This window comes from Ruegeria sp. HKCCD4315 (assembly GCF_013112245.1).
In the GTDB taxonomy this organism is placed as follows: Bacteria; Pseudomonadota; Alphaproteobacteria; order Rhodobacterales; family Rhodobacteraceae; genus Ruegeria.
Genome location: NZ_WVRN01000001.1, coordinates 2,293,471 through 2,306,522 on the forward strand (window position 1 = coordinate 2,293,471; position 13,052 = coordinate 2,306,522).

The following is a 13,052-nucleotide window of genomic DNA, read 5'->3' on the forward strand; positions in this document are numbered from 1 at the left end:
CACAGTGAATGAGGCCCTTCATGTTCCAATCCTTTCAAGTGACTGCCCGCCCGGAACAAGGCCCACCAAGGTTGACCGCGCTGCGAGCGGAAATGGCGCAAGCGGGTTTGGATGGGTTTCTGATACCGCGCGCGGACGCCCATCAAGGGGAATATGTGGCCCCACGTGATGAACGTTTGGCTTGGTTAACGGGTTTTACAGGCTCGGCCGGGTTTTGCGCCGCCTTGCCTGATGTCGCCGGGGTCTTCATTGACGGGCGCTATCGTACGCAGGTTAAGGCACAGGTTGCCGATGACTTCACGCCAGTGCCCTGGCCCGAGGTCAGCCTGAGCGCGTGGCTGAAAGAGCAGCTGCCCAACGGGGGCAAGGTGGGGTTTGATCCTTGGCTGCACGCTGCAGGTCAGATTTCCGACTTGATACGTGACCTGGACGGTACCGGTATCGAACCAGTGAGATGTGAGAACCTTGTTGACCGGATCTGGGCGGATCAACCTGCACCACCCATGAACCCGGTCAAGGTGCATCCGATTGAATTTGCCGGGGAGTCGTCGGACAGCAAAATTACGCGTCTGGCCAAAGATTTGCAGCGGAATGGGAATAGTGCTGCGGTCCTCACCCTGCCGGATTCGATAATGTGGCTGTTGAATATTCGCGGATCTGACATTGCCTATAACCCGGTCGCACATGGTTTTGCGATTTTACATGCAGATGGCAGGGTCGACCTGTTCATGACAGCCGACAAGCTGGCCGAAGTCAGGGATCATCTAGGTTCAAATGTGACCGTGCATGACCCGCAGACTTTTCTCGACACGGTCGGCGCACTGGAGGGACCAGTTCAAGTGGACATTGGCACCCTGCCCCAGATCGTAGCGGATGTGGTGGGGACCGCGATGACTGAAGGTGGCGATCCTTGTGCCCTGCCCAAAGCCTGCAAAAACCCTGCCGAAATCGCGGGCAGCGCCGAAGCGCATTTGCGTGATGCAGTGGCCGTGATCGAGACCCTCTGCTGGCTGGACGAGCAAGCCCCTGCCAGTGTGACCGAGACTCAAGTGGTCACGCGCTTGGAAGAGAACCGGCGCAAGGACAATGCGCTTCAGGATATCTCGTTCGACACCATCGCAGGGACCGGGCCAAACGGTGCGATCATGCATTATCGCGTGACCGAAGAAACCGACAGCCGCTTGGAAGACGGTCACATTCTGGTTCTGGACAGCGGCGGGCAATATCTGGACGGTACAACCGATATCACACGAACCATTGCCATCGGCGAAGTTGGCGATGAAGAGAAAACCTGTTTCACACGTGTTCTGAAAGGCATGATTGCCATGTCGATGTTGCGCTGGCCTGCAGGGCTTGCAGGTCGTGACATCGAATGCGTGGCGCGAACGCCGCTTTGGGCCGCAGGGCAAGACTTCAATCATGGGGTCGGCCACGGGGTCGGAGCTTATCTGAGTGTTCACGAAGGGCCGCAGCGCCTGTCAAGGGTAAGCCATGTGCCGTTGCAGCCAGGTATGATCCTGTCAAACGAGCCTGGGTACTATCGTGAAGGCGCTTTTGGCATCCGCATTGAAAACCTTGTCGTAGTGGAAGAGGCTCCCGCCCTGCCCGGCAGCGACGCAGAGCGTGCAATGCTGAACTGGCAGACCCTGACTTTCGTACCGATTGACCGCAGGCTGATCCTGGTCGATATGTTGACACCCGACGAACGTGACTGGCTGAATGCCTACCACCGCGACGTTGCGGAAAAGATCCGCCCAAGGCTGGGACGTGACGCGCAACTGTGGTTGGATGCCGCAACTGCGCCGGTCTGACACCGGGCTGTTACATAGAACGGGCAGAGGAGAGGCCCGAATACGACGAAGGAAGGAACAGGAATGACCGAGATCACGATCCAAAAAGCGCCGGGCAAATGGAGTGTCCGCTCGGGCGGTGCGATCCTGGGCGAGACAAACAATGCGCTGGAACTGCACGAAGGCGACAAGGATCCGGTGATCTACTTCCCGCGCAACGACATCGCGATGGCCTTTTTAGACCGTACCGACAAAGTGACCCATTGCCCCGGCAAGGGCGACGCAACGCATTTTTCCATCGTCAACAAATCATCCGTGACCGAAAATGCAGTCTGGAGCTACGAGGACCCAATCCCGGACGTGGCTGAGATCAAAGATCATCTGGCATTTTATCCTGTGGAATCAGTGAAGGTAGAGCAGATTTAGTCTCTGCTTAGCGATCTTTGTTGCGCATTCAAACGGGCCGGAAGGCCCGTTTTTTGTGACTATTGTAAAGATTCTGGAAGCGAAAGCGCTCTCTATTTCCTACCCTCACGCAGCTGTGGAATGCATGTGAGCGGCAATTGCGGCACACTTACCTGCGGGTATCACCGGAGGCTTCCATGTTGATTTCACGTCGCGGTTTTGCAGGGATGATCGGGGCTGGTGCGCTTGCCCCAAGCGCGCTTTGGGCACAGCAGGATCCAGTGCTTGAAGCTTTGCGTAGCACGCTGGAGGGGCGACGTACCGCGTTTGAGGCGCAGATGGCGTACCTCAAGGATCGTGGGCAGCCGGATGTTGTTCCTGGGTTGTTGACCGCGATGCGTTATGCCGACCGTCGGCGAGACGAGATCGTCGAGGTGATGGAGGCTCTGACCGGGCAGCGCTATGGCAATGACTGGTTCGAGTGGATGCTGTGGCAGGAGCGGAACCCGCAGATTACCCCTCATCCGTCGCTTATCCCGTTCAAGCGCGAGGTTCTGCTGCGGATCGACCCGAACTTCGACGTGTTCTTGCAACCCGAATACCTGCAACGCGACCGGATGAGGATCCGTTTGGAAGAAATCGCTTGGGGCGGAGTGCATAAAGACGGTATTCCGTCTTTGGACAACCCAACTCTGATTTCACCTTCGAATGCCGGATATCTTAAAGGCGATGATCTGGTCTTCGGCGTAGCAATCAACGGGGACGAGCGCGCCTATCCGTTGCGGATCATGGGCTGGCACGAGATGTTCAATGAAGTGATCGGCGGAGTACCCGTGGCGCTGGCCTATTGCACGCTTTGCGGGTCCGGCATTCTTTTTGAAACGCAGGTGGCGGGGCGGCGAAAACCGTTCATTTTCGGTTCGTCAGGGTTCCTTTATCGCTCGAACAAGCTGATGTTTGACCGCGAGACACATTCGCTTTGGAACCAATACACCGGCAAACCTGTTGTGGGTCCTTTGGTGAATAGCGGCATCACGTTGAAACAGCGCCCGGTTGTGATCACTACGTGGGACAGTTGGAAAACCTCGCACCCAAAGACGCGCGTCTTGTCTCTGAATACCGGGCATCGGCGCAACTATGGGTCGGGCGTTGTCTATCGAGATTACTTCGCCTCAAGCGAGTTGATGTTCCCGGCAGTGGTGGATCAGTCCAGACATCGGCAGAAAGACTACATCTTTGCCGTGCGCCAGTTCGGAGCCGCGCGCGCTTGGCCGCTGGATGCATTCAAGCGCAAGCCGGTGATAAACGACGCCATTGCCCAAACGCCACTGGTTCTGATCGGGGACCCAAAAGAACGCAGCGTACGCGCCTATGAGCGCAAAGGTCATACATTCAAGGCCACGCAAACAGGTTTGCAGGATGGCAGAGGTCAAAGCTGGACCGTGACTGAAGACGCGTTGATCGGACCGGATGGCACACGCTTGTCTCGGGTTGCGGGCCACATCTCTTATTGGTTTGCGTGGGACAATTACCTGGGAGATGCAGCCAGCGTCTACGGTGGTTGAGGATCAGGAATGTTCCTCGGCCGCGGTGGCGGCAAGCGCTCTGTTGTAGGCCTTGAGCGCATCAATGTGGTAAAGCGCACCTACCGGTGTTTCAGTTCCATCGGCATCCAGAATAACCACCGGAATACAAGGGATGTCCGCCCGGTCGAAATAGGGCATAGCAGCTTCCAGTGTGGCGCTGGCCTGAATGCACAGGCCCTGTTCGATCAGTCCCTGCGCTTCTTCCTTGGTGATCGAACGCGGGTCACCGATTGGGCGCATCACGGCCCCGGCGCGCAGCATGGCCAACAGATATGCCTGCGGCCCGGCCGCCAGATGGACATCCCGCCGTTCCAGTTGGGTCAGGAAGAAGGACCGATCCACAAGACGCGAGGCCAGCGCAGTGGACATAGAAACCGTCACCATCACCGCAAGACCGATCTGCCAATCCCCGGTCAGTTCAAAGACAATCAGTGTGGTCGAAATAGGTGCACCCAGCACCGCCGCAGCCACAGCACCCATTCCGGCAAAGGCATAAAGCGTGTGTGTTCCGGACACGTCCGGCAACAGACCGGTGGCGATCAGTCCAAAGGCCAGCCCGGTCAGCGCGCCCACCATAAGTGAGGGAGAAAACACACCACCGCCCATGCGCCCGCCCATGGTGATGGCGACGGCAACGGTTTTGGTAACGGCAAACAGGATGGCCGTTGTCAGAACCAGATCACCGGTCAAAGCACGGATTGTGGTCTCGTATCCCACGCCGATGATATGCGGGAACCAGATCGCCATAAGCCCCAGCATCGCGCCAGAGACCGCCGGGCGCAGCCACCCCGGGATGGATAGACGGCTTTGGATATGACTGCCGATATCCTCGGCAAAGAAGATCGATCGCATCAGCAGTAGGGCGACAAATCCACAGATCAGACCGAGGATCAGGAAAGCCGGTAGTTCGACATAAAATTGCAGCGACCCCGGCGTATCCAGGGTGAATTCGGTAACATCGCCGTATTCCAGCCGGTTAATCACCGTTCCCGCGACCGAGGCGATAACGATCGGCGCAAAGGCATGAACGGCGAAGTGACGCAGCACGACCTCGAGCGCGAACAAAGCCCCCGCGATAGGCGCGTTGAAACTGGCTGAAACAGCGGCGGCAACGGCACATCCCAAAAGGTCACGTCCTGTGATCCCGTCCGCGTGGATGCGGTTGCTGACCCAAGTGGAAATCACTCCGGCCATATGCACCACGGGCCCTTCCCGGCCCGTTGACCCGCCCGAACTGAGCGTGATCAGAGAAGCAAAAAACGACGCGATCCCGGCCTTGACCTCAACCCGGCCGTCCGTCACGGCAGCACCTTCGATTACATCGGCCACAGACCGCACACGCCCGTCATTGGTGAAACGGTTCAAGATGACGCCCACAAGCAGGCCGCCGACGATGGGAATGATCAGAACCATGAACCACGGCAGTTTCTCGGCATGGCTGTGCAGCAGCAGGATATCATCCGTGTCATAAAGATAAGCCTGCAGGGAACGGATGGCTTTGCGGAAGCCAAGCGCCATGAACCCTGCCGCGATACCGATGGCCAGTGCGATGAACCAAAACTGGATCTGGCTTGGCCCCCGGCGCAACATCACCCGCCACGCATCCTTAATCGCGGCCAGAGCCTGATTGAACTGGTTGCGCAGAACGGTGCGGGTCGATTGGGTCATTGGCCCTCGGGGATCATCTCTTAACCCTTAGTAAGCCACGGAGCGTCCATATAAAAGTGAGATAGCGACAGTGTGAGCACTGATTCACGCCACAGGCATATCAGGCTTGCAGCAGGGCCCGGGCAGCAGCGCGTGCTTCCTCGGTGATTGTATCACCTGCCACCATACGCGCGATCTCATCCACACGGTCCGGTTCCGCCAAGGGAATTACGGTGGACAGAGTTTGTCCCTTTGTCACCTGTTTCTGCACACGCCAGTGATGCGCGGCACGGGCGGCAACCTGAGGCGAATGGGTGACGACGAGAACCTGCCCCCCCTGCGCCAGTGACGCCAACCTGCGCCCAACCGCATCGGCTGTGGCACCGCCAACGCCCCGGTCAATCTCGTCAAAGATCATCGTGCGCGCGCTGTCATCGCCAGTAAGACAGACCTTAAGCGCCAGCAAAAAGCGGCTGAGTTCACCGCCCGATGCAATCTTGTTCAAAGGACCGGCCGAAGCGCCGGGATTGGTCGCCACGGTGAACGCAACTGCGTCAGTGCCTTCGGGGCCCGGCTCTGCCAAAGTGAGCTCGGTTTGGAACACGGCGCGTTCCATCTTGAGCGGGGCCAGTTCAGTCATGACGGCAGTATCAAGCCGCCCAGCAGCCGCCTTGCGGGCTGCGCTCAGCTCGGCAGCGGCAGTGTCATAAGCGTCCTGCGCCGCGTTCACGGCTGCACGTTTATCCGCCAGATCGGCGTCACCCGCCTCCAACCGATTCAACCGGTCGCGCAGAGTGTCGGCAAATGTTCCCAGATCATCCGGTGATACATCATGCTTTCGCGCTTGTGCACGGATGGCGAACAGGCGTTCTTCGGCCTGTTCCAGTTCCGCCGGGTTGAAATCCAGCGCCTGAAGGCATGCATTCACGCCGTCCTGCGCCTCGCCCAGTTCGATCATCGCCCGCCCAAGCGCGGCAATCGGTTCTTCCAATTGACCACCTGCGTTGTCTGACACGCCTTCCAACCAGCGGATAGCGTCAGACATTGCGCCTTCGGCCCCATCCCCGGACAACAGCGCGAAGGCGCGGGCGACATCATCCCGGATGCGTTCGGCCCCCTGCATCATGCGGCGGCGGGCATCCAGTTCGGCGTCTTCGCCCGGTTGCGGATCAAGCTGGTCCAGTTCGGCCACAGCGTGGCGCAGGAATTCTTCTTCGCTGCGGACAGCTTCCAGTGCGGCCTCGGTTTCGGCAAGGGCTTTACGCGCACGGGACATCTCGGACCAGGCCGCACGCACTTTGGCCAAATGCCCCGATACATCAGCGAAATCGTCCAGCATCGCCTGATGCCCGCGCGGATTCAGCAACCCACGATCGTCATGCTGGCCGTGCAATTCGATTAAGGTTTCAGACAGAGCCCGCAACACGTCGCCCGAGCAGCGCCGGTCATTGACCCAGGCGGTCTTACGACCCTCGGCGGTGTTGACCCGACGCAGGATCAGTTCTTCGCCCCCCGGCAAGCCGGCTTCAGACAGAATCGCATGAGCGGGATGGTCGGTGGAGAGTTCAAACTCGGCGACGACCTCGCCCTGTGCTGCACCCTGCCGCACTAATTCGGCCCGTCCGCGCCAGCCCAATACGAACCCAAGCGAATCCAGAAGGATCGATTTGCCAGCCCCTGTTTCCCCGGTCAAAGCGTTCAAACCCGGTTGGAAGGTCAGTTCCAACCGGTCGATGATGAGCATGTCGCGGATATCTAGGGCGCGCAGCATCGGGTCTTTAGCGTCCCAAGCCAGAAGCCATGGCGATTACAACCATTCACCCTTGATGGTCTGACGATAGATCGTGCTGAGCCAGTTGTTGCCACGGCTCTTGAGATCAAGACCGCGCGACGTCAGCAGCTTGTATGCATCGTCATACCATTCCGAGGACTGATAGTTATAGCCAAGGATGGCACCGGCTGTCTGCGCTTCGTCCAGCAGGCCAAGGGACAAATAAGCCTCGACCAGACGATAGAGCGCTTCAGCGGTGTGAGAGGTCGTCTGGAAATCTTCAACAACAACGCGGAATCGATTGATCGCCGCGATGTAGTGATCCTGACGCAGGTAATAGCGCCCGATCTCCATCTCTTTGCCTGCCAGATGGTCAAAGGCGAGGTCGAATTTCAAAACCGCCGAGGTGGCATATTCGCTGTCGGGATACACCTCGATCACGGTGCGCAGCGATTGCAACGCCTGAAAGGTCAGGCCCTGATCGCGCCCGACCTCATCGATCTGATCATAGTAGCTGAGCGCCAGCAGGTATTGCGCGTAAGCTGCATCTTCATCCGTGGGGTAGAAGTCGATGTATCTCTGCGCCGCAGCCCGGCTTTCTTCATAGTTCTTGTCCGAGTGGAACGAAAACGCCTGCATGATCAGCGCACGTTTGGCCCAATCGGAATAAGGATACAGGCGTTCAACTTCCGAGAAATACCAAGCCGCATCGTCCGAGCGATTCTGCGACAGTTCGTATTCACCACGGGTGTAGATCTGTTCCGGCGTGAACCCTTCAAGGTTCTGGCTCCGGTCAGCGCCTTTGTTGCCGAAAAGGCCGCCTCCGTTACCACACGCTGCCAAAACTGCTGTCAGAAGAATCGCGCCTGCGAGTCTGACTGCCGCTTTGCTGCCAACCATACCGCCCATCCTTGTCGTCTTACTTAAGGGGGTTCGCCCCGAATTGAGCCATGGTCTAGCACAGAAAATTCCGGTGCAAAACGCCTTATGCAACTTCTGGCGCAAATGTCGTCAGAGTTGATCAGATCAGGCGACTTCCGGAATTTCGTTTACAATAAGGCCCTGCCCCGGCAGACGTGCGGCCTGCTGCGGCGTACACAGCATCGGACGCACCGCACCGGGTGTCTCGAACAGGTTGCGCAGAAGGGTGTTGGTCAGAGAATGGCCCGATTTGTTACCGGTGAAGTGGCCCAAAATCGGACCACCTGCCAGATAGAGGTCACCCAGAGCATCCAGCATCTTGTGACGCACAGCTTCGTCGGCGCGGCGGAAACCACCGGGCGTCAGTACCTCGTCGCCCTGAACAACAACGGCATTGTCCAGCGTACCGCCCAAGGCCAGCCCGTTGGCACGCATGGCTTCGACATCCGTGCGACGGCAGAATGTACGGCAATCGCTGAGTTCGCGCGCAAAGGAACCGTTGCGCATATCCAGCGTTTTGGTCTGGCTGCCGATTGCGCTGTCTTCGAAATCAATGTGGAAGTCGATGATCAAACCGTCGGCAGGAACGATACTGGCATCCGCGCCTTCGCGCGACGCGGTCACGGGCTTCAGAACCTCATAGGCCAGAACCGGGCTGGCTTGACGGCGCACGCCTTTTGCCATGATACCGCGCACGAAGTCGATCGAAGACCCGTCCATGATCGGCACTTCGGGACCATCAATCTCGATCAGCGCATTGTGTACACCACATCCGGCCAATGCGGCCATGATATGTTCAATGGTCGAGACCGAGACGCCTGAGTCATTCACCAGTCGCGTGCAGAGCGGGGAACGCTCGACCGCATGGTAGATGGCCGGGATCATCGCATCGCCCAGATGAATATCCGTACGTTTGAACCAAATCCCATGCCCCGCCGCAGCAGGCTTTAGAACCATGGTTGCGGGTTGGCCGCCATGCAGTCCAACGCCTTTGAACGTGACCGGAGATTTGAGCGTATGTTGCAAAATGGGCCTCGGTGAGCAGTGTCCAGCCTGCGAGGGCTGTGTTGGACACTCAGTTAAGGAAGCCTGCGTCAAGGCTCAACTCACTCTTTGTAACCGAATGAAACATGTATGTAACAGATCGGCAAAACCCTGCTTACATATTCGTAAACCACCATTTCTAAACGATAAAGGGCCGCTAAGAAGCGGCCCTGTGAGTGGATTTTGTTACCGCGATCAGTTGGCTTGACGGCGCAGGAAGGCAGGAATTTCGATACGATCCTGCTCCGGATCGGCCTCATCCTGGACCGGCGCGGTGGCCTCGGACTGGCGCAGAACCGGTTGCTGACGCGGTGCTTGCGCCGGTGTATCCGCAGCATGACCGGTCATCCGATCGATCAGACGATTGAAGCCAAAACGCGACCGCTCTTCAGGTTCGGGCTGCGAAACGGCCTCGGGCTGACGCGGTGCAGCCGGACGCTGCGGCGCAGACGGAACCTTTTGTACAGCCGCCTGCAGACGCTGCAGCGCTTCAGGCGACGGTGTCCCTGCCGCATGGCCGCGCGGGGCGACAAAGCTTTCGGACGCGGGTTCGACGTGTTCGGGCTGCGGCTCAAAGTCGGCGACGCGCGGCTGGTACGCCGGAGGCGGCAGATCATCCTCTTCCCGCTCGTCTCGCGGCAGGAACTGCGGTTGCGCAGGCTCTTCCGCTGCCTCAAACAGCGAAGGTTCACGAGGCTCTTCCATCTGAGGCGCGGCTTCTACCATTTCGGCTGCAACAGGTGCGTCTTCCTGAATGTGCTCTTCCGCCGAAACGGTGCGTGTCAGTGGCTCGGACATTGACCGACGCGCAACAGGTACATCCACGGGTTTTTCGCTGGCGTCGATACCGGTCGCAACGACCGATACACGCATGCCGCCTTCCATGGCTGTGTCCAGCGTCGACCCGACGATGATGTTTGCTTCGGGGTCCACTTCTTCGCGAATGCGGTTGGCCGCTTCGTCCAGTTCGAACAGGGTCAGGTCGTGGCTGCCGGTGATGTTGATCAGCACGCCCTTCGCGCCTTTGAGGCTGATTTCGTCCAGCAGCGGGTTGGCAATGGCTTTTTCTGCCGCTTGAACCGCACGATCTTCGCCGGTTGCCTCGCCGGTTCCCATCATCGCTTTGCCCATCTCGTCCATCACGGCACGAACATCGGCAAAATCGAGGTTGATCAGGCCAGGACGAACCATCAGGTCCGTCACACCCTTAACGCCTTGATACAGAACGTCGTCTGCCATCGAGAAGGCTTCGGTAAAGGTGGTCTTTTCGTTGGCCAGACGGAACAGGTTCTGGTTCGGAATGATAATCAGCGTGTCGACAACCTTTTGCAGTGCTTCAACGCCGTCTTCGGCCTGACGCATCCGCTTGGCGCCTTCGAATTGGAAAGGCTTGGTGACGACACCCACCGTCAGCACACCCAATTCACGGGCGGCTTGCGCGATGATCGGTGCAGCGCCGGTGCCGGTGCCGCCGCCCATACCGGCGGTGATAAAGCACATATGCGCGCCTGCCAGATGATCGACGATCTGCTCGATGCTTTCTTCGGCGGCTGCCGCGCCAACGGTTGGACGAGCCCCTGCGCCCAGACCTTCGGTGACCTTCACGCCCAACTGCACGCGTGCCGAAGACTGGCTTTGCTGCAGCGCCTGCGCGTCGGTGTTGGCGACCACAAAGTCGACGCCGTCCAGCTGTTTCTCAATCATATTATTGACGGCGTTCCCGCCTGCACCGCCAACGCCAAATACTGTAATCCGAGGCTTCAGTTCGTCGTGCCCGGGCATCGAAAGATTCAATGTCATGCTCTGTCCGCCTGTATTTATGTCCCGCCAAAGCGGTGTTTTTCTTACCTATCCTTGTTCGATTCTAGCCGGATGATGCGAAAAGGTCACGTCAAAAATCGCGTTTTGCCACAAAATATGGAGAAAATAAGGCAGCAACCGGCGGCATTTCGCAGGCACTGCCAGATATAGCGGAAACATCGGCGACCATAACAAGACACCCATCACCCCGCGAAGGAATCCCCTCCTTCGCGCACAGACAGACTATTTCTACACTGCGGAAAACTGCTCAGGTCCTGCCGCGAGACCTCTGACGGGCCCTGTGGATATTTTGAGGGATAAAACTGCGCGCCGCAACCGGAAACTTCAACTGGTCGGGGCGTTTGGACAGTTCAGGCTGCTTTCCGTGATACTACGCACTTCCTGAATTTCTCCGTCTGCAAATGAAGCCAGCCTCACCATCAGACGGCCTTCGTGCAAAAACGGCCACCAGCAAACCGGGATTCCGTCCGGATCGTTGTCATAAAGAAAGCAGATCTGACCGTTTGGCGTCGTGATTTGCCCATAAACACATCCCCGGCCCTCTTCCCGCCAAACCGAGACGCGACGGTTCAGAAATTGCTCGGTCCCGACCAGATCGCCACTGCGAATCTCGTAAAACGTAAGAGTTTTGCCGACCGCAGCGTCCAGAAACGCGTCTGGCGTGATCATACTCTGCGCCGTGGCCCAGCCAGGCAACAGGGCAGCGCCAAGCGCGGCCCAGCGCAAGTGCTTACCAGTTATCACGGAACCACCGCACTGCGCGTTTGAACGGGCGCGCAGCATAGGTGTCGACCGGGATCTCGAAATCCCACCATTCATCCTGAGGATGGGCCGCAAACAGGCTGAGACCCACGGCAGAGGAAAACGCAGGGCCCGTCGCCGATTGCGGCAGGCCATGCACACGCAACGGGCGTCCCAGACGCACGCGCTGTCCCAGAATGCGGGTGGCAAGTCCGTCCAGCCCCATGATCTGGCTACCGCCTCCTGTCAGAACGATTTGTTGGCTTGGCATATGTTCGAACCCAGCGGCGTCAAGACGCACGCGGACCTCTTCCAGAATCTCTTCGACGCGCGGGCGCATGATGCCGATCAGCTCGGCCCGACTTACAGTGCGACGGTCATGTTCCCAGTCACCGGTGTCACCACCGATATCGATCATATCCCGGTCATCGGCCCCGGTTGCGTGCACGCCCCCGTTGAAGGTTTTGATCCGTTCGGCCACAGCCGCAGGCACACCCAGACCCATCGAGATGTCGCTGGTTACGTGATCGCCGCCCATTCCGACGCAATCCGCGTAGATCATGTGCTTCTTCATGAAGATCGACACGCTGGTGGTGCCACCACCCATGTCGATACAGGCTGCGCCCAGCTCCTGCTCATCTTCGACCAAAGCGGAGATACCCGACACATAGGCCGAGTTGGCAATACCTGCGAGCTCAAGATCACAACGCTTGATACAACGCACGATATTCTGGATCGCCATCGCGTCTACGGTCAACATATGCATGTCGACCGCGAGGCTTTGACCCATCTGGCCGCGGGGATCGATCAGACCCGATCGGTTGTCGAGCGCAAAGTTCACCGGCTGCGCATGCAACACCTCGCGCCCCTCACCGTAATCTGGCACGTCGCAGGCGTTCAGAACACGGCCGACCTCGGCCTCGGTAACAAGCTGACCATCAAGGTCGACTTGCGCATCCAACCCATAAGAGCGCGGATTGGCCCCCGAAAAGCAGGCGATCACGTGATCGACGCGCATATCGGCCATCTTCTGCGCCGCTTGCAACGCGGTACGGATGGCGCGTTCGGTTTCCTGCATGGCGGTGACTTCGCCAAATTGTACACCGCGCGAGCGCGTGGTCGCCGCGCCAATGACGCGGAACCCTGTCTGGCCTGCCATCGAACCGATGGTGTTGTCTTCACTCAGCCGACCCGTGCCGTCAAAACGCAAAACAAGGCAGGCGATCTTTGAGCTACCCACATCCAGAATGGCAATCACACCGCGTTGCAATGCCTGCCGCCGCATCTGGCGCATAGCGCGTTGGGACTGATAAAGATCGGTCATCA

Annotated in this window: 10 protein-coding genes; 3 read left to right on the plus strand and 7 right to left on the minus strand. The window is 58.5% G+C overall.

What is annotated here, in order from left to right; translation table 11 throughout:
- Window positions 1–20 precede the first annotated feature (20 nt).
- The 3 genes from GS646_RS11420 to GS646_RS11430 all read left to right on the plus strand — a co-directional run bounded on the left by GS646_RS11420 (window position 21) and on the right by GS646_RS11430 (window position 3,760).
- Window positions 21–1,811 carry an aminopeptidase P family protein gene (locus tag GS646_RS11420; protein WP_171184958.1) on the plus strand — a complete coding sequence of 597 codons (1,791 nt, stop codon included), beginning with the start codon at window positions 21–23 and terminating at the stop codon, window positions 1,809–1,811.
- Between the two features lie 63 nt (window positions 1,812–1,874).
- On the plus strand, window positions 1,875–2,216 hold the full coding sequence (locus tag GS646_RS11425) for a DUF427 domain-containing protein (protein ID WP_171184960.1): 342 nt from the start codon (window positions 1,875–1,877) through the stop codon (window positions 2,214–2,216).
- 176 nt (window positions 2,217–2,392) lie between these two features.
- Window positions 2,393–3,760 carry a DUF3179 domain-containing protein gene (locus GS646_RS11430; RefSeq protein WP_171646653.1) on the plus strand — a complete coding sequence of 456 codons (1,368 nt, stop codon included), beginning with the start codon at window positions 2,393–2,395 and terminating at the stop codon, window positions 3,758–3,760.
- Window positions 3,761–3,763: 3 nt separating this feature from the next.
- On the opposite strand, the gene GS646_RS11435 is transcribed toward GS646_RS11430, so the two are convergent.
- From GS646_RS11435 to ftsA, 7 genes are all read right to left on the minus strand, one after another.
- Complete coding sequence (locus GS646_RS11435; RefSeq protein WP_171184964.1) at window positions 3,764–5,449, minus strand: chloride channel protein; 1,686 nt, start codon at window positions 5,447–5,449, stop codon at window positions 3,764–3,766.
- A 100-nt stretch (window positions 5,450–5,549) separates the two neighbouring features.
- Complete coding sequence (gene recN / locus GS646_RS11440) at window positions 5,550–7,199, minus strand: DNA repair protein RecN (protein WP_171646651.1); 1,650 nt, start codon at window positions 7,197–7,199, stop codon at window positions 5,550–5,552.
- Window positions 7,200–7,235: 36 nt separating this feature from the next.
- Entirely contained in the window at window positions 7,236–8,099 is an 864-nt protein-coding gene (locus tag GS646_RS11445; protein WP_171184968.1) for an outer membrane protein assembly factor BamD, read from the minus strand.
- A 126-nt stretch (window positions 8,100–8,225) separates the two neighbouring features.
- The gene (gene lpxC / locus GS646_RS11450; protein WP_171184970.1) at window positions 8,226–9,146 is read right to left on the minus strand and encodes a UDP-3-O-acyl-N-acetylglucosamine deacetylase; all 921 of its coding nucleotides are present in this window, start codon (window positions 9,144–9,146) and stop codon (window positions 8,226–8,228) included.
- Window positions 9,147–9,359: 213 nt separating this feature from the next.
- Window positions 9,360–10,964, minus strand: coding sequence for a cell division protein FtsZ (gene ftsZ / locus GS646_RS11455; RefSeq protein WP_171184971.1), 1,605 nt, complete (start codon window positions 10,962–10,964; stop codon window positions 9,360–9,362).
- A 345-nt stretch (window positions 10,965–11,309) separates the two neighbouring features.
- Window positions 11,310–11,729, minus strand: a complete 420-nt coding sequence (locus GS646_RS11460) for a hypothetical protein (protein WP_171092295.1) — start codon at window positions 11,727–11,729, stop codon at window positions 11,310–11,312.
- The gene (ftsA, locus tag GS646_RS11465; protein ID WP_171092297.1) at window positions 11,716–13,050 is read right to left on the minus strand and encodes a cell division protein FtsA; all 1,335 of its coding nucleotides are present in this window, start codon (window positions 13,048–13,050) and stop codon (window positions 11,716–11,718) included. The genes GS646_RS11460 and ftsA overlap by 14 nt, the downstream gene beginning before the upstream one ends.
- Between the last annotated feature and the right edge of the window lie 2 nt (window positions 13,051–13,052).

Excerpts from the sequence above, each read along its gene's own strand:
- GS646_RS11420 (WP_171184958.1), top strand. The coding sequence starts at position 21 with ATGTTCCAATCCTTTCAAGTGACTGCCCGCCCGGAACAAGGCCCACCA.
- GS646_RS11425 (WP_171184960.1), top strand. The coding sequence starts at position 1,875 with ATGACCGAGATCACGATCCAAAAAGCGCCGGGCAAATGGAGTGTCCGC.
- GS646_RS11435 (WP_171184964.1), bottom strand. The coding sequence starts at position 5,449 with ATGACCCAATCGACCCGCACCGTTCTGCGCAACCAGTTCAATCAGGCT.
- GS646_RS11445 (WP_171184968.1), bottom strand. The coding sequence starts at position 8,099 with ATGGTTGGCAGCAAAGCGGCAGTCAGACTCGCAGGCGCGATTCTTCTG.
- recN (WP_171646651.1), bottom strand. The coding sequence starts at position 7,199 with ATGCTGCGCGCCCTAGATATCCGCGACATGCTCATCATCGACCGGTTG.
- GS646_RS11430 (WP_171646653.1), top strand. The coding sequence starts at position 2,393 with ATGTTGATTTCACGTCGCGGTTTTGCAGGGATGATCGGGGCTGGTGCG.
- ftsZ (WP_171184971.1), bottom strand. The coding sequence starts at position 10,964 with ATGACATTGAATCTTTCGATGCCCGGGCACGACGAACTGAAGCCTCGG.
- ftsA (WP_171092297.1), bottom strand. The coding sequence starts at position 13,050 with ATGACCGATCTTTATCAGTCCCAACGCGCTATGCGCCAGATGCGGCGG.